This is a genomic window from Pustulibacterium marinum (assembly GCF_900116665.1).
In the GTDB taxonomy this organism is placed as follows: Bacteria; Bacteroidota; Bacteroidia; order Flavobacteriales; family Flavobacteriaceae; genus Pustulibacterium; species Pustulibacterium marinum.
Genome location: NZ_FPBK01000001.1, coordinates 915,432 through 939,297, shown reverse-complemented (window position 1 = coordinate 939,297; position 23,866 = coordinate 915,432). Strand labels below are relative to the sequence as shown.

Sequence of the window (23,866 nt, the reverse complement as noted above, 5' to 3'; positions counted from 1 at the left end):
GTATGTCACATTTTGTCACATCCTAAATTCTTATTTACATTTTTAGATTTTTAAGTTTGATTTGGTTCTAGAAACTTAATCATAGTATCAAACAATTCTGTTTACATCCCCTAGTAACACCGGTCAAAAACTTTGGCCGGTTTTTTTATTATAAATAATACCGAAACAGAACTCCGCAAAGAATCGCAATTCCAAAACTCAACAAAGTTCCTATTAAAACATATTCTGTGAGTTTTCTATCTTTTGCTCTTGTCAAATCTCCGAATCTAAATATCGACTTGGCGGCAAGTAAAAATCCAATTCCTTCCCAAAAATCTAATAACACAAAACCGAAAACAAACAAACGCTCTAACATTCCAATATACATCCCTGCATTGGAGAGTGATTCTTCCTTTTTGGTGGTTACATCCCAAGCAGAAGTCAATACTTTTATGAGTATTGAAGCCACTACGGTTACCAATAACAAAAATAAAATACTTAATAAAATTGAATATTCATAAGTAGCTAACATAGACCATTTTAGCTCCGAATAATAAGCATTAGCGACTATGAACAAAACCAATAAATGCGCAAACTGATCTGCTACAAACAAGATTCTTCTGTTCTTTTTGTTTGTGAAGTATAGTTTAGCCACATCTATCGCAAAATGAGAGACTAAAATCACTACAATTCCTAAAAGATAAGTGGAATTAAAAGCTAAAAAAATAAGCAGCAACAAGGCATGAACAGCCAAGTGCGCATACAAATAAGGAGATTGAATCTTTTTCTTCTCTTTACTTTTCACCCATTTTGTTGGTTGAATGAGAAAATCACCTATTACATGTGCCAAAAGTATTTTTAAAAAGAATAATCCCATTAGTATGTATAGTTCGTTTTATAAAATGTAATGATTTTTTGAAGCTGATCAAATCCTGCTCTCGACAATCCTTCACTCACACTTCCTTGACTTTTTCCTAATAATTTAGCCAATGCTGTTTGCGATAAATTTGGATGTTCCAAAGCGGTTTTCATGTACAAAGCACTCATTGGCTTCCAAGTATTAAAAGTAAGTAAACCTACATCAAGCAACAAATTCATTACCTCATCAACTTCTTGATTTGTAGATTTTACAGCCATCAAAGGTTTCATCTCATCAAAACATTCTCCCGAATTCACAAAAGCACTTCCGTTAGATTCGGTTACATGAGTTGCTTTATAACTTTGCTCGCCCAAACCAATGGCAATTCTAATATCTAAATCTTTAAATTGTTTGATAGTTGCTTTCAACATGAACGCCGCATACAAAGCATATTCAGGAGTAATGGTTAACTGAAAACTATCACCCCGAAAAACTTCCCAATCGGCTGGAGTACTTCCAAAGACACGCAATTGTTCTTTGAATTTTGGAAGCCAAACTGCGCTATCTAAACTTCTGGAATTGACTATATCGCCTGTTAATACTGCTATCATTTACAACCTCTTAGACTTCAAAGATAACAAAATATCTGATAAAAAGCCGATAATTAAATATATCTGATAAAAAGCCGATAACATTTTTTATCTGCAAAATAACAGATATTACCGTTTCTCTGTTAAATACTTCCAATAACGTTTGGGCACGTGCTGCAAATGCAGCTTGGTATTTTTGCGTTCCACAATATTTGTATGATCAAAATATTCTTGCCAGAGGTGTTGGTATTTTTGCTCTTTTTCTGAAAGTATTTCTTTTTGAAATCGGACCGATTTTGAAAACTCCGCATCTAATTGAATTACCTCAACTTTTTCCAAATCGTAAAACAAACCGTAATTCCTTCGGATGTCATAAATCAACCATTTCTGATCTTGATATCTATTCTTGAAATGATTTTTGATGAGCAACAACACATCAAAATCCGGATCTATTTTTGCCGCATAAATTTCGTCTTTTAGCAATTCAAAACGTACAAAAGCTTTCATACGGTGGCGTTCTCTACTCACACTTTTTGTCAATTTCTGAAGTGCAACCACATGTTCATTCCCGTAATTTTGCAATACATTTTGATTCGGATTTGCAAAAGCTATTCGGATTACTTCTAACAAAGGAATTTCTACCGATTCCTCTTCAGACAAAAAACTCAACAATAAAACTTGAACAGCTTGTTTTCCTAGAATTTCTTCCAATCGTTTCCAAACACGCTTTGCTTTTTCAACATCGGTAAAAATCTCTTCTGCTTCCTGAAACATTCCTGGTTGAAACAACTCACGTTTCATAATACGCACAGCTTTCAACTTGTATTCATAAGCATGAAAAACAGCCGAAAGAAATCCGTCAAATGTATGATCGTACACTAAAAAATGCATTAGAACAAGGATAATTGCGCGTTAAACGGACTTTTGAATTTGCTTTTGGTCTGGTTAACCAATATTTGCTTTAAATCGGTTTTCTGCAAGAATTTCAAATGCTGATTTCCGTATTGAAAATCGATAAAATACTTTGCTCTATTTGTAGCAACGCCCATTCGTTTTAAATGTTCTAAGGATAAGGTTTGGTACCTACGCGCTTTCACAATTTTGTGAGCCGAAGTAACGCCAATGCCCGGAACACGCAAAATCATTTCTAACGAAGCCGTTTGCACATTCACCGGAAACTGATGCACATTTCTGAGTGCCCAACCCATTTTGGGATCAACTTCTAAATCTAAAAAAGGATTGCTTCTATCTAAAATTTCATCAGCCTGAAAACCATAAAATCGCATCAACCAATCGGCTTGATACAATCTATTTTCGCGCACCATAGGCACTTGTGAACCCAAAGCCGGCAAACGATCATCGGCCAACACCGGAACGTAACCCGAATAATATACGCGCTTCAATTTGAAGTTATTGTAAAAATGATCTGCCACTTTTATGATCTGTAAATCATTTTCGTTAGTAGCCCCAACAATCATCTGTGTGCTTTGTCCGGCTGGTGCAAACTTAGGTGTACTTTTAATAATTTTCTTTTCTTCCTTATATTGAATCAACTGATTTTTCACAAAACCCATCGGCTCCATCATTTGCTTGTGATCTTTTTCAGGAGCTAATAATTTCAACCCCGATTCCGTAGGAATTTCGATATTCACACTTAATCTATCGGCATACAAACCAGCTTCTCGCATCAATTCGTCCGAAGCTCCAGGAATGGTTTTTAAATGAATATAGCCATGAAAATTATGTTCTAAACGGAGTTTTTTCGCTACTCGAACCAAACGTTCCATCGTAAAATCGGCATTATTAAAGATCCCAGAACTTAGAAAAAGTCCTTCAATATAATTTCTTCGGTAAAAAGAAATCGTAAGATCTACCACCTCTTCCACAGTAAAAGCAGCGCGTTTTACATCGTTACTTCGGCGAGAAACGCAATACGCACAATCGTAAATGCAATGATTGGTCAACAGAATCTTTAAGAGCGAAACACAGCGACCATCTTGCGTATAGGTATGGCAAATGCCGCTACCAGTATTTCCCAAACCTTTGTTCTTATTCTGCCGGTTTCCACCACTGGAAGAACAAGACACATCGTACTTGGCTGCGTCTGCTAAAATCTCTAATTTCTCTTTGATTCGATCGTAATTCATCCCTGCATTTTTTCAAAAATAAAATTTAGAACATCTTGAAAAAAGTACTTTAACAGTCTGAAAACGAAAAGTTTTTAACAATACGAATTAGCGCACTTTGTAGTAAATATAATCTGTAACCACGGGTTCTAATCCGTTTTCACGAAAGTTAGTAGCAATTTGTGCGCGGTGATACGTAAAGTGATTCATCACATGAAAAAGAATATCTTTTACTGTGGCTTCATACGGCACTCCTTTACTATTTTGATAGTGAATGACTTCTTCCTCCGGAAATTTTGACAAAATAGTTTCAGTATCAATAAAGTTTTGTTGGTTCATGTTTATCAATTCTTCCAACGGAAAATCTCCCCAAATTTCAATACTTGAGGGCTCCCCTATAATTCTATGATTCCAAACATGATGTGTAATAATCATATGATTTAAAAGCTGCATACTTTTTTGTGGAACTTGATTTTCTTGAAAAGCCACGAACAAAGCTTGGTTGCTCACTTGATTATAATCTATCAATTCTGAAAAGAAATTCTTCATAAAAAAACCGTTTCCTACGAAGATACAAAGGAAACGGTTTTTAATACATTATTTTATTTTGAAAAACCTAGAAAGCCTCATCTAACATTTTAGCCAAACGAACGCCTCCTTTTTCTAATTGTACTTTTACTTTCGGGAAATTCTCATACATGTAGAGATAGCTTAATTTGTCACCATCTTCCGCAGAAGCATACACTTCTTCTACCAATTTTTGAGTATCGGCAACCCAGTCTAAAACAGATCCTTTTTGAAGAAACTTTACTTGTCTACGCGTTAATTTCGGATAGTTATCTGCAATTTCCGTGTAGCTCATTTCATATCCATTAATCATATCGCTATCCCAAACACGGTGTAAATTACTTTTATCACCAAACCAAGTTACCTTTATTTTGTTTCCACCTAAATCTTCTGATCGACCTACATGCATTGGCTGGTGCAAATCACCAACAAAATGGATTAACAATTTTAAATAAAATTGCTTGTCTTCTCTGCTTGATGTATCACTTTTTAAAACCGTCATACAGGTATCTATAGCTTTTACAAGATCTCCTTTTTCACTAACTGGATCATCTCCGTAGGACTTTCCTAATTCCATGTTTACATAGTGCCAAGGTCCAAAACCTTTAAAGCGCTTATCAGATTTGATGTCATCGGCATGCGTAGCTACTTCGGCAATAGAATGCCCGTCTAACAACTTCTCTATTTTCCTTGCCGTACTCTTCTTAATATATTTTGAAGCAACTTCTCCCACTACCCTATGGCCTGTTGGACCCCAAAAAAAAGGATTTTCGTTCCCAGCGAATGAAATGCTTGTTATTAGTAAAGTCAGTATAAAAGCTATTTTTTTCATGTTCTCATTATTTATTCGTTGCAAATGTACAGATGCTATTTTAAACAAATTGTTAAAAACAAGCTGTAATTAAAATTTAATTACATATATTTATGATATCATTTTAATATCAATTTAATCATGACTTCTGAAAAAACTATTGTTCCGTCGAGCGGCTATTTTATGCTCATAGTATTATTAGCTCTTTTTGCTTCCAGTATATTTCTGGCAATTCACTTTGAATTACCGTTTCTATTTATTCTAACAGGGGTTATTTTCGTTTTGTTCTTCGGATTCATTCTCATCAATCCAAACGATTCCAAAGTGTTGCTTCTCTTTGGAGAATATGTGGGAACCGTAAAGAAAAACGGTTTGTTTTGGGTAAATCCTTTCTACTCCAAAAAGAAAGTTTCTTTAAAAGCCAGTAATTTTGATAGTGAACGTTTAAAAGTAAATGACAAACTAGGAAACCCAGTTATGATTAGCACTATCCTAGTTTGGAGAGTTATTGATACTTACAAAGCTGCTTTTGATGTTGACAATTACGAAAATTTTGTCCGCGTACAAACCGATGCTGCCGTGAGAAAACTGGCAAGTATGTATCCGTACGATAATTTTAATGACGAAGGCCATGATGAAGATATTACGCTACGTTCCAGTGTAAACGAGGTTAGTGAAAATCTTGAAAATGAAGTGCAAGAACGTTTGGCTATGGCAGGAATTGAAGTCTTGGAAGCACGAATAGGTTATTTGGCTTACGCACAAGAAATTGCCAATGCCATGCTAAAACGCCAACAAGCCACCGCCATTGTTGCTGCCCGACATAAAATTGTGGAGGGCGCCGTGAGCATGGTAGAAATGGCTATCGACGAACTTAGTAAAAAGCAAGTTGTGGACCTAGATGAAGAAAGAAAAGCTGCCATGGTAAGCAATCTTATGGTGGTACTTTGTGGAGATAAAGATGCCTCTCCGGTAGTAAATGCAGGAACCCTAAATCACTAAAAAATGAAGGAATACAAAATGGTAAAACAAGCCCAAGGCTTCTTGAAAGTTCTGAAAGATGAAGAATTCATGGATTTATTAAATCAAGAAGCACGTGGCGGCTGGCGTTTGGTAAGTGTTGTTGCCGGCCAAGGCGGACATTATATGAAAGCTATTCTAGAACGAGAAAGATGAATCAGGAATTCAATGAAAAACAACGAATTGGGAGTTGGATTTACATGTTACTTGGCGCAGATTTCTTTGTAGTGAGTGCCATTCTTTACAACGAATATAACAAAACCCAAATCCCATTAAATCAATTACTTTGGAGTATTGGCAGCATTATTATAATCAATTCGCTGATAGCTTTTTTCATTTACAAAAGCGTGTTGTACACCAAAGTAAACACATCTGGTGTTCATTACAGATTTCCGCCGTTTTGTAATCAGTGGAAAACTATCGAATTACATCAGATAACTGAATACTCCATAGAAAATCATGCTAGTATGAATCATAGCTATTCGGTTGGAAAATGGAACTGGTTCTCTAAGAAAGATTCGGTCAATACCATAGGAACCGATAAAGCTATCAGAATAGTGTATCATGCTAAAAAACCTTTGTTTATTGCGACAGACAAGGCTACCGAATTTTACAACACCCTACATAAATTGAAAAATACTGAAGAAATAGATTATGTATAAAATTGCATTCATACTCATCACATTTTTGGTAAGTCAAATTTCCCAAGCACAAGAAGTTGGTACTGAAGAAATTCAGCTTTTTAATGATCATATTGAGCTTCCGGGAACATTAAGTTATCCAAAAACTTCGGAAAAAATTCCACTAGTTATATTTATTCATGGAAGCGGAAATGTAGACCGAAATGGAAATCAAGCTGGCGTTAACATCAATGCAGCATACATTCAGCAACTCGCCGATTCTTTGAACACCGAAAATATAGCGTTTTACAGATACGATAAACGTACGGCTACTGTTTCAAACCTTGAAAAATCAACCAATGTAACACTGGATGATTTTGTAGAAGACGCAGAAGTTGCTATTGATCATTTTAAAGGCGACAAACGTTTTTCAGAAATTGTACTTATTGGTCACAGTCAAGGTTCTCTTATTGCCATGCTGGTTGCACAAAAAGGAACAGTTTCTAAATACATTTCTTTAAACGGACCTGGTAATAAAATCAGCGAAACTATCATAGAACAAATTGGCGATTATCCTGAATTGGTTACCAAAGCTAGAGAACATTTTGACGAATTAGAGAAAACAGACACCATCGTTCAGGTGCATCCGTTTTTAATGAATATCTTTGTTCCTCAAAATCAAAAGTTCTTAAAAAACTGGAATAGTTATTCCCCTACCTTGGAAATTGCAAAATTGAAGATTCCTGTTTTAATCATTCAGGGAGAAGCCGATTTACAGGTTGGTTTGGAAGATGCTAAAATGCTACAAGCCGCTCAACCAAAAGCGCAGTTAGTTTTGGTAACTAAAATGAATCACGTTCTGAAAACTGTAGAAAATCCAAACGAAAATCAACAGTCATATTATAATTCAGAATTCCCATTATCATCTCAACTAGTAGATACTATTTCAGAATTTATTAAACAATAACATGTCTAAGAAGAAAGCTTTTGCATTACGATTAAATGAAGATATGCTCAAGGCCATTGAAAAATGGGCTTCGGACGAGTTTCGAAGTACCAATGGCCAAATTGAATGGATGCTAATGCAAACCCTAAAAAACGCAAACAGACAACCAAAAGATAAAAAAGATGACGAAGCCTAATATTGTTTTTACTGACATTGACGGTACCCTTTTAAATGCTGACAGAGATCTTTCTGAAGCAACTTTATCCATTGTAGAAAAAATTAAAAAAGACATTCCATTTGTTTTAGTTTCCGCAAGAATGCCAAAACAAATGAAACATATTCAAGAAAAACTTGGCGTGGGTTATGAACCACTTATTGCCTATAATGGCGCTTTGGTTTTGGTAGATAATAAACCAGTACATTCTGTTGAAGTTCCACTAGAAACTGCCGAATATTTAATGGAGTATAACGAAAGTAACCCAAAAGGTCAGTTTCACATTAGTTTATATCATCACGATGAATGGTATGCTCCTCAAAACGACTTTTGGGCAAAACGGGAAGAAAACAACACCAAAGTAACTCCTGAATTTTTATCGAATAAAGAAGCCATTGCTAAATTTAAATCAGAAGGTAAAGGACTTCACAAAATCAATTGCATGGGTGATGCTGATTTGATAGAAGAAGCCTTTGCTCATTTCAAAGAAAAATTTGAGAACGATTTACATTTATACAGAGCAAAAGATACGTATATAGAAATTGCTCCAAAAGAAGTTTCTAAGCTTACTGGTATCAAAAAGGTATTTGAATTTAAATATCCACAGTTCATCACCGAAGATGTTATTGCTTTTGGCGATAATTATAATGATGCTGAAATGATTGGTAATGTTGGTTGGGGAATTGCCGTTGAAAATGCCAGAGACGAAGTAAAAGCTGTTGCCAAAGACATTACCGCTCATCACAAAGAAGATGGAGTAGCTAAATATCTAACCAAAGTTTTCTCCTAATTTTTTGTTAATTACTGTAACAACAAAAGAAAAGTTCGTCATATGATTAATTTTGACGCAATAAATAGCACTTTTTTATGATTAAAAAACTTGTATTATCCTTCGTAACAGCAGGATTCATTGTAAGCTGTGGAACCAAACCAGCGAATGATTTAGCAACAAACAGTCCGGTTAAAGCAATGGTAGATCTTACCAATGTAAAAGACGACAAAGTAATGTCTACAATAGATCCGGGAAGATTCACTACAGAAACCATTACTTTTTATATTCCTAAAACCGTTCCTGGAACGTATAGCGCAGACAATTACGGTCAGTTCATAGACGATTTCAAAGCGTATGATTATGAAGGTAACGAACTTACAGTAACCAAAGGAGATGTAAACTCTTGGGTTATTAGTAATGCAACTCAATTAGATAAAGTTACATATTGGGTAAACGATACTTTTGATTCCGAAAGCGGTGCTTCTTTTCAAGATAGAGAAGATGTTTTTTCACCAGCGGGAACCAATATTTTAGAAGGAAAAAATTTCTTTTTGAACCTTCATATGTTAGTTGGTTATTTTTCTGATTTGGCTGAAAGACCATACCAACTTACTTTCAAACATCCGGCAGGATTTGAAGCTTCTACTTCTTTACCTAGCGGATCTGAAGAAACTGAGACAGCAACACCAAATACAGATGTTTTCTACGCTGACAGATATTTTGAAGTAACTGATAATCCTATCATGTATTCAAAATTAGATCAAGCCAAATTTAAGGTAAATGATATTGAAGTAACACTATCGGTATTTTCTCCATCAGGTTCTATTACGGCAGCAGCCATAAAACCAGCAATGGAAAAAATGATGAAAGCACAAAAAACTTTTCTTGGAGAAATCAATAGTACCAAGACTTATGACATTTTGTTGTATCTATCTACAATGGCAAAAGACGACGCTAAAGGTTTTGGAGCTCTTGAGCACCACACATCTACAACTGTTGTTATGCCAGAGGCTATGGGTATTCAAGCTTTGAGTAAAAGCTTAACAGATATTGTTTCTCATGAATTCTTTCATATTGTTGCGCCATTGACAATTCATTCAGATGAAATTCAATATTTTGATTACAATGATCCTCAAATGTCTGAACACCTTTGGATGTACGAAGGAATTACAGAATACTTCGCAAACTTATTCCAAGTAAATCAAGGTTTAATTACCGAAGATGAATTCTACGGAAGAATGCTTGATAAGATCAACAACTCAAAAGCGATGTATGATGATAATATGTCATTCACCGAAATGAGTAAAAATGTATTGGTAGATCCTTACAAACCAAACTATGCCAATGTTTACGAAAAAGGAGCATTGATTGGAATGTGTATCGATATTATCATGAGAGAGGAAAGCAATGGAGAAAAAGGAGTGCTTTGGTTAATGAAGCAACTTTCAGCTAAATACGGAATGCATAAATCTTTCAAAGACGAAGAAATTATTCCAGAAATCACAGCAATGACGTATCCTGAGGTTGGTGAATTCTTAAACAAATATGTAGTTGGTAGCAACAATCCAATTCCTTATGATGAATTCTTCAACAAAGTAGGATTAACAAAAACAGAAAAAGAAGTTGATGTTTTCAATATCTTTTTATTAGACCAACAAACACCTTTTATTGATGGAAACCCAGAAGACAAAACAATTTTCTTCAGAAAAGGTATTGAACTTAATTCTACATTAAAAGAGTTAGGAGTTCAAGGTGGAGATATTTTAAAATCTATCAACGGAACGGAATACACGCTAGAAAATGCACAACAAATGATCATGACTACTTTCGGCTGGAAAGAAGGAACAGAACTTACCTTTGTTTTGGATAGAGATAGTGAAGAAGTTACGTTAAAAGGAACTTTCAAAAAACCAACTACGAAAAAAGAAATGTTAGAAGTTGATCCAAATGCAACAGCTGAGCAAAACTCATTAAGAAATGCTTGGTTGAAAAACTAATTTCATTCTACAAAATCATAAAAAACGAGCAGCTTAAACAAGCTGCTCGTTTTGTTTATAGACACTTCACAAATAAATTTCGTTTTTTTTAAATAATCCATGATATTTGCGCAGTTCAATTTATCAAATAGATCATGAAGAAAATAGTTCTTGCCCTTGCCATGGTAATTAGCCTTATTGCTTGTACAAACGATGCAACCAATACCATGAAGTTGAAAGGAAACATTGAAGGTTTACGTTTGGGTACGCTTTACTTTCAAAGAATGAATGACACGGCTGTAGTGAATATAGACACGGTCACTTTTAAAGGTGACGGAAAATTTGAGTTCAGCTTACCTCTAGAAGAACCTGAAGTTTTCTATTTATATTTAGACAAAAAAGATGGCAACCCTATGAATGACCGTCTTATGGTATTTGGTGAACCAGGCGAAATCAATATTGAAACTACACGAGAGTATTTTGATGTAAACGCAAAGATTACCGGGTCTAAAACTCAAGACACCTATAACGAATACAAAAAATCTAAATCTCGTTTTACAGATAAAAATTTAGAATTACTCGAAGACCGTTTTAAAGCTCTTAAAGCCGGTGATGAAAAGAAAGCAGATTCTTTGAGTCATTCTTCAGATATGAATACCAAACGTAGTTATTTGTACAGTATCAATTTCTGTTTAAACAATAAAGATTCTGAAGTATCGCCGTACGTTGCATTATCTGATTTATACAATGCACAGATAAAATACTTAGACACCATTAACAACTCGCTTACAAGTGATATTGCACAATCTAAATATGGAAAAGCGCTAAATACATTTGTAAAGGATATTAAAGAAAAAGAAACAAGCGAAACTGCGGAGTAAAGAATTACAAAAAATAATAAAAAAAAGACCGACTAGCTAGTCGGTCTTTTTAGTTTTTGGCAAAAGCTATAAGCGTTTCTAATACACTATCTATTTCCTCTTTAGTATTATATTTTGAAAACGAAAATCGAATTGAAGTTTTCTTCAAATCCTCAGAACTCAATATTGCTTTTAATACATGAGAATCTTGATTACTTCCAGATTGGCATGCGCTTCCCGCAGAACACGCCACACCGCCCAAAAGGTCTAAGTGAAACAACAGCAATTTCCCTTTTTCTGGTGGAAAAGGAAAACGAACGTTTAAAATTGAAGGAGAACTCAGTTCTAAATCACCCGAAGTTCCATTAAAAGCTACATCTGGAAAAGCTTGCTGTAAACCTTCTTTAAAATACTGCTTAATTTTCAAAAGGTGTTCATCAATTTCTTTCTTATTCTGTATTGCTTTCAAAAATGCAGTTTCTAAGCCTACAATGCTGTGAACGGATTCGGTACCTGCTCTTAATCCGCGCTCTTGCTCACCTCCTGTTACTATTGCCCTAAGCCCTGAATCCTTTCTAATGTAAGCAAAACCGATTCCTTTAGGTCCATGAAATTTATGAGCCGATCCTGTAAAAAAGTCAACCGGGATTTTTTGAGTATCTATTCCTAAATGATGTACCGACTGTACCGTATCAGAATGAAAATATGCTTTATAATCTTTACATAAATTGGCCACATTCTCAATATTCAAAATATTTCCTACTTCGTTATTCACATGCATTAAGCTCACCAATGTTTTTTGAGACTCATTCTTTGTCAGTAATGATTCTAAATGCTGAATGTCTACATTTCCATTTTCTCCTAAATTCACATATTCAACTGTAACATTATTATCCAAACAAAGTTGCTCTACCGTTTTTAAAACAGCATGATGCTCAATTTTTGACGTAATAATAACATCGACCCCTAAATTTCGAATAGCAGCTCTAAGAATTAAATTATCGGCCTCCGTGCCTCCCGAAGTAAAAATAATTTCTCCCGATTGGGCATTAAATATTCTTGCTATAGATTTTCTAGCCTTTTCTACCAAGGTTTTAGAGGCTTTTCCAAAACTATGCGTAGAAGAAGGATTTCCGTAGAAATCTCTCATTACAGCGTACATACTATCCAAAACATCAGTATCTACTTGAGTAGTCGCCGCGTTATCGAGATATATCTTTTTCATAAATAAATTCTTTCGTTAACCTAAAAAAATGGTATAACTATTGTTTTCAAAAACCGAAATCACACAGCAAAATTACTTGATTTAAAATTATTATCAAGAAACTTCGTTATAAGTGCGTATTCACTTATTTTTGTCAACCATCAAATGCAATCATCTTTTATGAAAAAAATATATTCTCTGATTATTTTAGCTTTTTTAGCAGCTTGTGACGACGGTGACATCGCTGTAGCCGAAATTGATTTTTCTGATAGCGACGTTGAACTTTGTGGAGAATATCTTTATTACATGCTTGGAGATAATAACACAGAATCGCTTACGCTCTATATTTCAAGCAATAACAATATTCCTTACTTAGATGGATCAGTGGATTATACTATTAACAATAGCACAAATACGCTTATTTATAGAGTATATGATGGAGACGCAACGGACTATTTCTGTAATGATATTCAACCAGCTTCACCAAATGTAATTTCTGAATGGACAGTATTAGACGGTGATGTAAATATTACCACAACACTAGAATACGACGATGAAGATGGAATTGATTTTGAGGATGAAGAACCTGGGTCAATGGACAGCAATGGTGAATATCCTGATGCTTTGGATACCGATGGTGATGGAATTCCCAATTACATGGATGAAGATGATGATGGTGATAATGTCCCAACAATTGATGAAATTGATTTTGACGATGACGACAACCCTATATTAACGGATACAGACGGTGATGGCATTCCGGATTATCTTGACAACGACGATGATAATGACGGAATATTGACCATCAATGAATCTATTGATGGAGATTTAAATCCGGCAAATGACGTTCAAGCAGGAAATGATTTAGCTAATTATCTTTTAGTAGAAGAGCAAGAATCTCTAGAAGCTACAGAATTTATAGAGCATACTTACTATATTACTTTTACAAATGATATAACTCCAGATCCTAACATCTCCTTTGTTAATGATAATGGAACAGAATTACGATTAGATAATTTTGATTTCGGATCATATGACTTTACCGAGACTATAGAATTAACTCCGGATTTTGTAGAATAGTAATACTATCCATTCTGATGAATATAAATCTCGGTTGCCCCTAATCCATATTTTCCGTAATCAGCTTCTTGAAAAGTAACATTAGAATATCTCCCAAAGAGATATTCTAATTCAGTTTTCAAAACTCCAGCACCTACTCCGTGTATAAATACTACTTTTTGAATTCCCTTTTGAATTGCAAATTTCAACTGGCGTTCAGCGGTATCCAATTGAATGGTTAACATGTCATAATTAGACAACCGAGCATAGTCTTTCACCAGTTGTTGAATATGTAGATCCACTTCTAACTGCGGTTGATAGCGCTCTTTTCGTGAATTTGAAACACTTTTTTTTCTTTTTGGACCTTGTTTATGTTTTAATGCTGAAGACACTTCATAATTTTTAACCTCGAACCCCTCATTTACAACCACTACTTCGCTAATATGGTAGACTAATTCAAACCCTTCGTCGCTTTCAATCGTCAACATTTTACCATTGAACTTCAAAACCTTACCACTCATCGGCTCATCGATAACTTCTACATAATCTCCTTTTTTTATTTTCATATTTCAATTACTTTTGTTATATTAAATGACGGATTTACGCCAGAACTAAAATAAAAAAACAAAAGTAAAGCTCGTATAATTTTACACGCTGCTCATTATGAAAAAAATTTTTACACTTTTATCCTTTTTTGCTCTTTTAGCAACGCACGCTCAATTACGAGTTGATGATGGCTCGTTTATTTACGTTAAAGACACTTATGTTTTTGTTGAACAAGACATTGATTTAGAGTCTAACGGAAATATTTATTTAAGAGATGGTTCTCAAATATTACAAGGTGAATCTAACTCTACAAACACTGGAAATGGTGCAATTTCGGTTCTTCAAGAAGGTAATGCTACGTCATATTCTTATAACTATTGGTCCAGCCCGGTAAAAGCTTCTGGAGGCTCTGCCTTTATTCCTAACCAAGTACTTTTTGAAAGAAGCGCAGACACAACAGGTTCTTCTGCAGCATTCACTACTAGTTACAATGGTAGCGCAGATCCATTAACAATTTCCAGTTCATGGATTTATAAATATGTCACTGGTACAGCTTACGCTAACTGGGTATATGTAGGTTCTGCTGGGTCTGTTGATCCTGGATATGGTTTTACTATGAAAGGTGTAGCCACTTCCGCTAGTGATACAGACAATCTAAATCAAGAATATGATTTTAGAGGCATCCCTAATAATGGTACTATAAACATTAATGTTCTAAACGGCGAAGGTGTTTTAATTGGTAATCCTTACCCTTCTGCGCTAGATTTGAATGCATTTTTAACAGATTCGGACAATACTGAAGTAAATGCTACTGCCTACTTTTGGCAGCAAGATATGAGTGTTAATAGTCACAACTTAGCGGATTACTTGGGAGGGTATGCGACTTATACACCAGCAGGTGGTTTCGTTCAAGCTACCTATAATTCTTATGATAGTGCAGGTAACTTGGTTTCTAGCTCAGGTAATGGACAATCAAGTAACACAAATGCAGATTATCAGTATGCAGCTATTGGACAAGGATTTACTGTAACAGGAAGTGCTACAGGAACTATCTCTTTCAAAAATAGTCACAGAGCATATATGCAAGAAAATGCAGGTTCTTCTGTTTTCTATAGAGTAGCAAACGATAATACCACAGCGACTCCAGAAGAAACTTCAAACAATTATACTAAATTCATTTTACAGGTAGTTGTTAATGACACCTATACAAGAGATCTTATGTTAGGTGTAGATGGTAACACTACTTTAGGCTATGATTTTGGATTTGATGGTGCATTATCTTCTACTTTACAAAACGATGCTGGATTTGATATTCTTGGAAATCCATATGCCATCCAATTTGTAAGCAATGATGATAGTTCTATTCTTGTTCCGTTACACTTAATTTCCAATGGAAATACGAGTTTTGAAGTTTTAATCGGACAATATATAAATACAAATAGTGATCAAGATTTATATATCTATGACAGTCTTTTGGATGAATACCATGCTATAAATGGTGATACAAGTTTCACTTTCAATACAAATGGTTCAAGCATTGGTGATAGATATTATGTAACATTCTCTGATAATTCTGCTTTAAGCACTGACCCAGTTGTTGCTTCTTCAGACATATTAGTTCATCAAAACAATAGTACAAAATCTTTATTGATTAAAAACCCAAATTCGTTAAACTTCAACTCCGTTGTATTACATGATATTTCTGGAAAAAGAATTTTTAATGAGTTAGATTTAGGAACGGAAAGTGAGTATACTTTCAATACTTCAAATCTTTCTACAGGGGTTTACCTAGTAACTATAAATACAGTTGCTGGACAATCTATTACAAAAAAGATCTCAATTAGAAATTAAACTTTCTATATACAATATCTTATAAAAATCCTGATACAATGTATCAGGATTTTTTATTTTTGTTTTATTCATATCTGCTATTATGCTTGTAATAGATTTCAGCAAATACATGTTCCCTTGCTTGAACAAAAAAATGTTTGGTATAGATTGCCCTGGTTGTGGAGCACAAAGGGCTACAGTACTACTTTTTCAAGGTAAATTTGAAGAAGCTTTTCACATGTATCCAGCTATTTACACGTTACTATTACTTGGTCTCACTTTAGTCTTTGGAATTTTTAATAACTCAAAACAACTAATAATAGTCAGAAATCTACTTATATGTATTAATGTATTAGTGATTATTATTAGCTATCTTATTAAAATGAAAATCATACATATCTAATCTATTTTTTATGGAACAACAAAAACTACCAAACTCAACTTTAATTCTAGTATTAGGAATTATATCTATCTTAACGTGCTGTTGCTACGGAATCGTAGGTCTCATTTGCGCTATTGTAGCAATAGTACTTGCAACAAGTGCCACGAAACTGTACAAAGGAAATCCTGAATTATACACGGGATATGGAAATGTAAAAGCCGGAAAAATAATGGCCATTATAGGTATTGTATTAAATATAATATTTATCGGCTATATTATTTTTATAATTGCTTATTTCGGTTGGGAAACATTACAAAACCCAGATGAATTGCAACGCCAAATTTTAGAAATGCAACAAGCTTAAAAAGTAAAAGCCACTCTGTACAGAGTGGCTTTTACTTTTTATTAAATGGAATTTACTCCTTTTATTTTTCAAATGCTTTTAGTGTTTTGATAATAATAGCAACACATTCTAATAATTGTTCTTTATTCATTACTAATGGTGGGGCAAAACGAATGATGTTTCCATGAGTTGGTTTTGCTAATAGACCGTTTTCTTTTAGCGCAACACAAATATCCCAAGCAGTAGAACTATCTTCAGTATCATTAATCAAAATTGCGTTTAACAATCCTTTACCTCTAACTAAATTTACAATTGAAGAAGTTTCAATATACTTATTCAATTCTCCTCTGAATAACTTCCCAAGATTCTCAGCATTTTCAGCTAATTTTTCTTCTTCTATAACTTCTAAAGCAGCAACAGCAACAGCTCCTGCAACCGGATTCCCACCAAAAGTAGAACCATGTTGACCAGGTTTAATCACTTCCATGATAGTGTCATTCGCTAATACAGCACTCACAGGATATACACCTCCGCTCAAGGCTTTTCCAAGAATAAGAATATCCGGAGTTACATTTTCATGTTGAACAGCAAGTAATTTACCTGTTCTTGCTATTCCCGTTTGTACTTCATCAGCAATAAAAAGTACGCCGTGCTTTTCACACAGTTCTTTTGCTTTGGCTAAATAGCCTTCTGTCGGCACATAAACTCCTGCTTCCCCTTGAATAGGTTCTACCAAAAATCCCGCAACATTGGCATTTTCAGTTAAAGCTTTTTCTAAAGCTTCGGTATTATCGTATGGTATTTTTATAAATCCTGGTGTATAAGGCCCAAAATTTTTCCTTGCATCTTCATCGTTAGAAAACGAAATAATAGTAGTTGTTCTACCATGAAAATTATTTTCGCAAACAATAATTTGTGCTTCATGCTCTGCTATACCTCTTTTCTCATACGCCCACTTTCTACACAATTTAATAGCAGTTTCTACGGCTTCTGCCCCAGTGTTCATAGGTAGCATTTTATCAAAACCAAAATACTGAGTTGCAAACTTTTCATACTTCCCAAGAACATCATTATAAAAAGCTCTTGAAGTTAAGGTCAATGTTTTCGCCTGCTCTGTCAAGGCGTTAATAATATGTGGATGACAATGTCCTTGATTTACTGCTGAATATGCCGATAGAAAATCAAAATACTTTTTACCTTCTACATCCCAAACATACACTCCTTCTCCTTTGCTTAAAACAACCGGAAGTGGGTGATAGTTATGAGCTCCATATTTATTTTCTAAATCAATTGCATCTTGCGAAGTGATCTTTTCTAAAACTGACATTCAAATTTAATTTTTACGTAAAACATCTTTTATTCCTTCTTTTTTCAGGAGAGAAATCATCCTTTTTAGCCAATTGCTGCAAGTTACTAAATTTAAGACCATTTCTAAAATATGAACATTTCTATACAGAATTCAAATTCAGAATAATTCTGCCCTTGCAAATGATATGTTTGTAAAGAAAAGATTCTATTTTTGCGCTATGGGTAGAAAGAAAAACAACCGAAAGATATTTGAAAATATTGCTGTGGTAGATGCCGGAGCAAAAGGAAAAAGTGTTGCCAAGGCACCAGATGGAAGAGTTATATTTCTAAAAAATGCTATTCCTGGTGATGTGGTAGATGTGCAAACAACAAAACAACGAACCGCGTATTACGAAGGTGATGCTATAAAATTCCACACCCTTTCTGAAAGAAGAACGGAACCTGTGTGTGAACATTTTGGTGTTTGTGGAGGTTGTAAATGGCAACATATGAAGTATGAAGATCAACTTTTCTTTAAGCAGAAAGAGGTAATTAACAACCTTACACGTTTAGGGAAAATTGAGTTACCAGAAACTACTCCTATTTCAGGGTCTGAGAAACAATATTTCTACCGAAATAAAATGGAATTTTCTTTTTCGGACGCTAGATGGTTGACCAAAGAGGAAATTGAAAGCGATACCCAAATTGATAATAGAAATGCTCTTGGCTTTCATATTCCAGGAGCTTGGGATAAGATCTTAGACATAGACAAATGTTGGTTACAACAAGATCCGTCAAATGCGATTAGAAATACTGTTAAAGAATTTGCTACTCAAAATGATATTGATTTCTTCAACGCAAGAAACCACACTGGTATTTTACGAACCATGATGATTAGAACCACATCTATAGGTGAGATCATGGTTCTTATTCAGTTTTTTCAAGAAGACAGCGCAAAAAGAGAGCTATTACTTGATTTCATGAAGGATAAATTCCCTGAAATTACCTCGCTACAATATGTGATCAATGGAAAAGCAAATGATACTATTTATGATCAAGAAGTGATTTGCTATGCTGGTCGTGATCATATTTTTGAGGAAATGGAAGGTTTAAAATTCAAGATCAATGCGAAGTCATTTTATCAAACGAATTCAGAACAAGCTTACGAGTTATATAAAATCACTCGTGATTTTGCAGGATTAACCGGAGAAGAATTGGTATACGATTTGTATACAGGAACAGGTACTATTGCACAATTTGTAGCTAAAAAAGCTAAAAAAGTAGTTGGTGTAGAAGCCGTTCCAGAAGCTATTGAAGATGCTAAAGCAAATGCTGCTTTTAACAATATTGACAACTGTGTATTTTATGCTGGAGATATGAAAAATGTATTTAATGCACAATTCATAGAAGATAATGGAACTCCAGACGTTATTATTACAGATCCACCAAGAGATGGAATGCATAAAGATGTGGTGCAACAAATTTTAAACATTGCTCCAGAAAAAGTAGTATATGTTAGTTGTAATAGCGCTACGCAAGCACGTGATCTCGCGTTGATGGATGCTGTTTACAAAGTTGCCAAAGTACAACCTGTAGACATGTTTCCACAAACACATCACGTGGAGAATGTGGTACTTTTAGAAAAAAGATAACATAGTATGAAATTTAAATTTACGATTGGAATATTGATCACAGCTATTATCTCCATATTCGGTTTTTATAGTTGTGAAAAAGATGACATATGTGTAGATGCCGTTACACCTAGATTAATAGTCAGATTTTACGATCAGACAGATTATGACCAAACTTTAGATGTTACAAATCTTCGTGTGAGCGATTTAGATGGGAATGCGGTATATCTCAGCGATGCAGAAACCGTGATCTCAAATGTGGACAGTATTTTAATTCCTCTAAAAACTTTGGAAGACAGTACTACTTTTATTTTTCATACCAATTACGGAGTTGAAGATGATGGGACTATTAGTGGAAATGCTGATACACTCACCTTCAACTATGTTAGAAACGAATTGTATGTATCCAGAGCATGTGGCTACAAAGTTAATTACAGCGAACTTGCCGACGAGCTTGAAGAAGATGATGATAACTGGATATTTAATGTAACTATAGAAAATAACGAAGTTCTAGATGAAACAGCTGCGCACGTATATATTTATCATTAATATTTTTTGTTCATTATCGCTTTTAGCGCAAAATCAAACAGCTAAAGAAGAAACTGCAGAGACTAAAACAGATTCTGTTTCCTATGACCAAAGATATGGTTTAAGAGCAGGAATTGATATTGCCAGACTTGTAAGATCTTTTACTGATGATAATTACCAAGGCTTAGAAATTGTTGCCGATTATAGATTATCACATCGTTGGTATTTGGCCGGCGAAATTGGATCAGAAGAAAAAACGACTGATGAAGATTGGTATAACTTTACAACAAAAGGGAACTACATTAAAGCTGGTTTTGACTGGAATGCATACAACAACTGGTACGGTATGGAAAACATCATAAGTGCAGGGTTTCGTTATGGTTTTTCCACTTTCAGTCAGAATATAAATAGTTATACTCCTTCTACCAACGATCCTTTTTGGAATGAAGAATTACTCACAGGCTCCAACGAAGATATTCTCGGAGAGCATAGTGGATTATCTGCTCACTGGATTGAACTTGTTATGGCTTTAAAAGTAGAACTTTTCCATAATGTATACATGGGAGCTTCTGTAAGATTAAATAAGATGATTACAGATAAAGAGCCTAGCAACTTTGACAATCTTTGGGTCCCTGGATTTAATAAAGTGACAGATGGCAGCTCTTTTGGGGTTGGCTACAACTACTCTATTTCTTATTTGATTCCACTTTACAAGAAAACTAAAAAGCCTAATTTTGATAAAAATTCAGAAGAAGATTAGCCTATCTCTTTCGGTTCTTTTACCAATAATATTTTCATAAAAACCTTTTCACGCCCTGATTTTTTTATCACAAAAAATTTAGGGCTCAAAATGGTGGTAACAAATGCAGCAATAAACACTACTACCATATGCTGCTCTTCTCCCATCAACATTAAAAGTATATATCTTGCCACAAGAAAAAAGACTGCGAAAGACAAAAAATTAAATACTAATGCTTTGTGTTTTGGCTTCATTAATCCTCTTTTTTATTATTCATATATTTTCCTTTTTTGCTTCCTTCATACATTTCAAAAAGTACCAATCTACTCTCTAACTTACCATTAAAAAGTTTTATTTTTCTGGAAGGTCTCAAGCCAACAAACTTCAATGCCGGAAGGTTTGAGGTAATAAACCACGCATTGGTTCCCGGATAATTCTGTTTCAACGTATCTCCAATAGATTTGTAAAAACGTTCCATATCAATATTCAAACGTTCACCGTATGGCGGGTTGAACACCATGTGTAGTTTACCTTCGGTATGTTTATAGGTTTCAAAGAAATTCTGTTGTTTTACCGTAATATATTCTGCAAGATTGGCATTGGCTACGTTGTCTTTTGCTTTCATTACCGCAGAAGGTGCTTTATCATAGCCGATAATTTTATGATGAAATTCTCTGGTTTTCTTCAAGCTGCTTTCAACAATTTTTTCAAACAAATCTTCATCAAAATCACCCCACTTTTCAAAAGCAAACTCTTTTCTATTAATGTTTGCCGGAATATTACACGCTATCATCGCTGCTTCTACTAGCATAGTTCCACTACCACACATTGGGTCCATAAAATCTGTAGTACCATCCCATCCACTCATTAACAACATTCCTGCTGCTAATACTTCGTTGATAGGCGCAATATTGGTTCTGGTTTTGTAGCCACGTTGGTGCAAAGAATTCCCCGAACTGTCTAAAGAAATAGTTACCTGATTGCGCTGAATGTGAATGTGAATACGCACATCTGGATGTCTGGTATCTACATCAGGTCGCTCGCCATGCGTATCTCTAAACTTATCTACAATAGCATCTTTGGTTTTTAACGCTACATATTTTTCGTGCGTAAATCTACTGTCTGCCAAGGTTGCGTTGATAGCAAACGTACTGTTTACATTCATAAAACGCTCCCAATTCATAGCATACACTTTGGCGTACAAATCATCTTCAGACCTAACAATAAATGTTTTAACTGGTTTTAGAATTTTTATGGCTGTTCTTAAACAAAGGTTGGCTTTATACATAAACCCTTTATCGCCTTCAAAAGAAACGCTTCGCACTCCTTTTTCAACATTTATTGCTCCCAAATTTCTCAACTCAGTTGCTAATAAATCTTCAAAACCAAATAAGGTTTTTGCCAACATTTTATAATTATTCGCCATATTCTTAGGTATTCTAAAATCAGTGTTCCTGTTACTCGTGTTCGGCAAAAATACAGTAAATTTGCAAGATTAATTGTTTGCAGAAAGAAAAGATTATATGCCTCTAAAAAGAAAAGCTACTCCTTTACACAACGAAACCAAAGATCATTGGTATTCCAATTGGTTCAACACCGATTTTTATCATTTGTTGTACAAAGGCCATGACTACCAAGAGGCTCGGGTTTTTATGGATAAAATAACCAGCTACCTAAACCTACCCGAAGAAGGCAGTATTTTAGATGTTGCTTGTGGGCGTGGCAGGCATAGTATATATCTTAATTCACTTGGGTACAATGTTACTGGAATTGACATTTCAGAAAAAAGTATTCAGTATGCTAAAAAATACGAAAATCCCACGTTGAAGTTTCAGTTGCACGACATGTGCGAGATCTTTCCTAAGCAGTTTGATGCCGTTTTTAACCTGTTTACCAGCTTTGGTTATTTTGAAGAAGATAAAGACAATCTTAACGCTCTAAAAGCTTTTAAGGCCAATTTAAACAAAACTGGATTTGGTGTTATTGATTTTATGAATGTAAATTGGGTGATTAACAATTTGGTTCCTAATGAAACAAAAACAGTAGAAGGCATCGATTTTCACATTCAAAAGTATTTCAAAGACAATTATATTTACAAAGAGATCATTTTTGAGTTCGAAGGAAAACCACAACATTTTACCGAAAGAGTAAAAGCCATGAATTTAAAAGATTTTGAAAGGTTATTTGAAAAAGCCGACATATATCTTCTAGATATTTTCGGAGATTATAAACTTTCAAAATTCGATAGTGAAAATTCCGAACGATTAATAATGATCTTTAAATAATAGCATGAACTATATTTTACCCATTGCTTCGGTACTGCTGGGCTTTCTGTTTGTCATCATTATAAAGCCTCAAAACCAACGAAACTTGAAACTTTTGTTGGCCTTTAGCGGAGCTTTTTTGTTATCGTTAACGGCTTTTTCTTTATTACCAGAAATTTACCATGACCTTCATACCAATGAAAATCCTAAAACCATGGGATTATTTATTATGATTGGTATTTTAATGCAAATCTTTTTAGAATTTTTCTCAAAAGGTGCAGAACACGGCCATGTTCATTTAAACAAAAAATCTAATTCATTTCCATGGCTACTTTTTATTAGCCTAAGTATTCATGCCATGCTAGAGGGTTTTCCGCTGCACGACCATGAAATGTTAGTTTGGGGAATTATTATTCATAAACTCCCAGTAGCTATTATACTAAGTACTTTCTTTTTAGAGTCTAAAATCAGCAAACCAAAAATTGCAGGGTTCTTAATTTTATTCTCTTTAATGACCCCCATAGGTACATTTTTAAGCACATGTTTACCTTTTGCTTCAACCTATCAACATTATATTTCTGCATTGGTAATTGGTGTTTTACTGCATATTGCCACCGTTATTTTATTTGAAAGTTCAGAAAATCATAAATTTAATATTAGCAAACTTATTGTTATTGTATTAGGAATTATAACAGCTTATTTTATTTAAAAGT

At 34.5% G+C, this 23,866-nt stretch carries 28 protein-coding genes; 17 read left to right on the top strand and 11 right to left on the bottom strand.

What is annotated here, in order from left to right; translation table 11 throughout:
• Positions 1-148: 148 nt before the first annotated feature.
• The 6 genes from BM383_RS04245 to BM383_RS04220 form a co-directional block, all read right to left on the bottom strand.
• Positions 149-856, bottom strand: coding sequence for a DUF3307 domain-containing protein (locus tag BM383_RS04245; protein ID WP_093023271.1), 708 nt, complete (start codon positions 854-856; stop codon positions 149-151).
• Positions 856-1,449 carry a helix-turn-helix domain-containing protein gene (locus tag BM383_RS04240; RefSeq protein ID WP_093023269.1) on the bottom strand — a complete coding sequence of 198 codons (594 nt, stop codon included), beginning with the start codon at positions 1,447-1,449 and terminating at the stop codon, positions 856-858. The genes BM383_RS04245 and BM383_RS04240 overlap by 1 nt, the downstream gene beginning before the upstream one ends.
• Positions 1,450-1,557: 108 nt before the next feature.
• The gene (locus BM383_RS04235) at positions 1,558-2,319 is read right to left on the bottom strand and encodes a TIGR03915 family putative DNA repair protein (RefSeq protein ID WP_093023268.1); all 762 of its coding nucleotides are present in this window, start codon (positions 2,317-2,319) and stop codon (positions 1,558-1,560) included.
• Positions 2,319-3,575 carry a putative DNA modification/repair radical SAM protein gene (locus BM383_RS04230; protein ID WP_093023266.1) on the bottom strand — a complete coding sequence of 419 codons (1,257 nt, stop codon included), beginning with the start codon at positions 3,573-3,575 and terminating at the stop codon, positions 2,319-2,321. Before BM383_RS04230 ends, BM383_RS04235 begins: the two co-directional genes overlap by 1 nt.
• 87 nt (positions 3,576-3,662) lie before the next feature.
• Positions 3,663-4,103, bottom strand: coding sequence for a DinB family protein (locus BM383_RS04225; protein WP_093023264.1), 441 nt, complete (start codon positions 4,101-4,103; stop codon positions 3,663-3,665).
• A gap of 67 nt (positions 4,104-4,170) precedes the next feature.
• The gene (locus tag BM383_RS04220) at positions 4,171-4,953 is read right to left on the bottom strand and encodes a S1/P1 nuclease (protein WP_093023262.1); all 783 of its coding nucleotides are present in this window, start codon (positions 4,951-4,953) and stop codon (positions 4,171-4,173) included.
• 120 nt (positions 4,954-5,073) lie between these two features.
• Between BM383_RS04220 and BM383_RS04215 the strand changes: the two genes are divergently transcribed.
• From BM383_RS04215 to BM383_RS04180, 8 genes are all read left to right on the top strand, one after another.
• Positions 5,074-5,934 (top strand): SPFH domain-containing protein, encoded by an 861-nt coding sequence (locus BM383_RS04215; RefSeq protein WP_093023260.1) that lies wholly within the window; start codon positions 5,074-5,076, stop codon positions 5,932-5,934.
• Positions 5,935-5,937: 3 nt separating this feature from the next.
• Positions 5,938-6,108, top strand: a complete 171-nt coding sequence (locus BM383_RS04210; RefSeq protein ID WP_093023258.1) for a DUF4177 domain-containing protein — start codon at positions 5,938-5,940, stop codon at positions 6,106-6,108.
• On the top strand, positions 6,105-6,614 hold the full coding sequence (locus BM383_RS04205) for a hypothetical protein (RefSeq protein WP_093023256.1): 510 nt from the start codon (positions 6,105-6,107) through the stop codon (positions 6,612-6,614). Before BM383_RS04210 ends, BM383_RS04205 begins: the two co-directional genes overlap by 4 nt.
• A complete protein-coding gene (locus tag BM383_RS04200) occupies positions 6,607-7,539 on the top strand; it encodes an alpha/beta fold hydrolase (protein ID WP_093023254.1) in 933 nt (310 codons plus the stop codon). Before BM383_RS04205 ends, BM383_RS04200 begins: the two co-directional genes overlap by 8 nt.
• 1 nt (position 7,540) lies before the next feature.
• Positions 7,541-7,714, top strand: a complete 174-nt coding sequence (locus BM383_RS04195) for a type II toxin-antitoxin system antitoxin (protein ID WP_093023252.1) — start codon at positions 7,541-7,543, stop codon at positions 7,712-7,714.
• Positions 7,701-8,522 (top strand): HAD family hydrolase, encoded by an 822-nt coding sequence (locus tag BM383_RS04190; protein WP_093023250.1) that lies wholly within the window; start codon positions 7,701-7,703, stop codon positions 8,520-8,522. Before BM383_RS04195 ends, BM383_RS04190 begins: the two co-directional genes overlap by 14 nt.
• 80 nt (positions 8,523-8,602) lie before the next feature.
• Entirely contained in the window at positions 8,603-10,501 is a 1,899-nt protein-coding gene (locus tag BM383_RS04185; protein ID WP_449421144.1) for a M61 family metallopeptidase, read from the top strand.
• Positions 10,502-10,635: 134 nt separating this feature from the next.
• Positions 10,636-11,361 (top strand): DUF4369 domain-containing protein, encoded by a 726-nt coding sequence (locus tag BM383_RS04180; protein ID WP_093023246.1) that lies wholly within the window; start codon positions 10,636-10,638, stop codon positions 11,359-11,361.
• Between the two features lie 49 nt (positions 11,362-11,410).
• Here BM383_RS04180 and BM383_RS04175 read toward each other — a convergent pair whose 3' ends face one another.
• Positions 11,411-12,565 carry a cysteine desulfurase family protein gene (locus BM383_RS04175; protein WP_093023244.1) on the bottom strand — a complete coding sequence of 385 codons (1,155 nt, stop codon included), beginning with the start codon at positions 12,563-12,565 and terminating at the stop codon, positions 11,411-11,413.
• A 159-nt stretch (positions 12,566-12,724) separates the two neighbouring features.
• On the opposite strand from BM383_RS04175, the gene BM383_RS04170 reads away from it, so the two are divergent.
• Positions 12,725-13,624 (top strand): hypothetical protein, encoded by a 900-nt coding sequence (locus tag BM383_RS04170; RefSeq protein ID WP_093023242.1) that lies wholly within the window; start codon positions 12,725-12,727, stop codon positions 13,622-13,624.
• A gap of 5 nt (positions 13,625-13,629) precedes the next feature.
• Here BM383_RS04170 and BM383_RS04165 read toward each other — a convergent pair whose 3' ends face one another.
• Complete coding sequence (locus tag BM383_RS04165) at positions 13,630-14,169, bottom strand: Smr/MutS family protein (protein ID WP_093023240.1); 540 nt, start codon at positions 14,167-14,169, stop codon at positions 13,630-13,632.
• Between the two features lie 97 nt (positions 14,170-14,266).
• Between BM383_RS04165 and BM383_RS04160 the strand changes: the two genes are divergently transcribed.
• From BM383_RS04160 to BM383_RS04150, 3 genes are all read left to right on the top strand, one after another.
• Positions 14,267-16,000 carry a T9SS type A sorting domain-containing protein gene (locus BM383_RS04160; protein WP_093023238.1) on the top strand — a complete coding sequence of 578 codons (1,734 nt, stop codon included), beginning with the start codon at positions 14,267-14,269 and terminating at the stop codon, positions 15,998-16,000.
• A gap of 82 nt (positions 16,001-16,082) precedes the next feature.
• Positions 16,083-16,382 carry a DUF2752 domain-containing protein gene (locus BM383_RS04155; RefSeq protein WP_317040059.1) on the top strand — a complete coding sequence of 100 codons (300 nt, stop codon included), beginning with the start codon at positions 16,083-16,085 and terminating at the stop codon, positions 16,380-16,382.
• Positions 16,383-16,392: 10 nt separating this feature from the next.
• A complete protein-coding gene (locus BM383_RS04150) occupies positions 16,393-16,725 on the top strand; it encodes a CCC motif membrane protein (RefSeq protein WP_093023236.1) in 333 nt (110 codons plus the stop codon).
• A 61-nt stretch (positions 16,726-16,786) separates the two neighbouring features.
• Here the strand turns inward: BM383_RS04150 and rocD are convergent, their stop codons facing one another.
• Entirely contained in the window at positions 16,787-18,031 is a 1,245-nt protein-coding gene (rocD, locus tag BM383_RS04145; RefSeq protein ID WP_093023234.1) for an ornithine--oxo-acid transaminase, read from the bottom strand.
• 199 nt (positions 18,032-18,230) lie between these two features.
• On the opposite strand from rocD, the gene rlmD reads away from it, so the two are divergent.
• The 3 genes from rlmD to BM383_RS04130 are packed head-to-tail and all read left to right on the top strand — an operon-like array spanning position 18,231 to position 20,910.
• On the top strand, positions 18,231-19,643 hold the full coding sequence (gene rlmD / locus BM383_RS04140) for a 23S rRNA (uracil(1939)-C(5))-methyltransferase RlmD (RefSeq protein ID WP_093023232.1): 1,413 nt from the start codon (positions 18,231-18,233) through the stop codon (positions 19,641-19,643).
• A gap of 6 nt (positions 19,644-19,649) precedes the next feature.
• Positions 19,650-20,171, top strand: a complete 522-nt coding sequence (locus BM383_RS04135) for a DUF6452 family protein (RefSeq protein WP_093023230.1) — start codon at positions 19,650-19,652, stop codon at positions 20,169-20,171.
• Positions 20,137-20,910, top strand: a complete 774-nt coding sequence (locus tag BM383_RS04130; RefSeq protein WP_093023228.1) for a DUF6048 family protein — start codon at positions 20,137-20,139, stop codon at positions 20,908-20,910. The genes BM383_RS04135 and BM383_RS04130 overlap by 35 nt, the downstream gene beginning before the upstream one ends.
• Here BM383_RS04130 and BM383_RS18715 read toward each other — a convergent pair.
• Together BM383_RS18715 and BM383_RS04125 are read right to left on the bottom strand one after the other, a co-directional pair.
• The gene (locus BM383_RS18715; RefSeq protein WP_143106336.1) at positions 20,907-21,143 is read right to left on the bottom strand and encodes a hypothetical protein; all 237 of its coding nucleotides are present in this window, start codon (positions 21,141-21,143) and stop codon (positions 20,907-20,909) included. The two genes, BM383_RS04130 and BM383_RS18715, sit on opposite strands and share 4 nt — an antisense overlap.
• Entirely contained in the window at positions 21,143-22,315 is a 1,173-nt protein-coding gene (locus BM383_RS04125) for a THUMP domain-containing class I SAM-dependent RNA methyltransferase (protein WP_093023226.1), read from the bottom strand. Before BM383_RS04125 ends, BM383_RS18715 begins: the two co-directional genes overlap by 1 nt.
• Positions 22,316-22,412: 97 nt before the next feature.
• Between BM383_RS04125 and BM383_RS04120 the strand changes: the two genes are divergently transcribed.
• Complete coding sequence (locus tag BM383_RS04120; protein ID WP_093023466.1) at positions 22,413-23,174, top strand: class I SAM-dependent methyltransferase; 762 nt, start codon at positions 22,413-22,415, stop codon at positions 23,172-23,174.
• A gap of 4 nt (positions 23,175-23,178) precedes the next feature.
• Positions 23,179-23,862, top strand: a complete 684-nt coding sequence (locus BM383_RS04115; protein WP_093023225.1) for a ZIP family metal transporter — start codon at positions 23,179-23,181, stop codon at positions 23,860-23,862.
• The last annotated feature ends 4 nt before the right edge of the window (positions 23,863-23,866 follow it).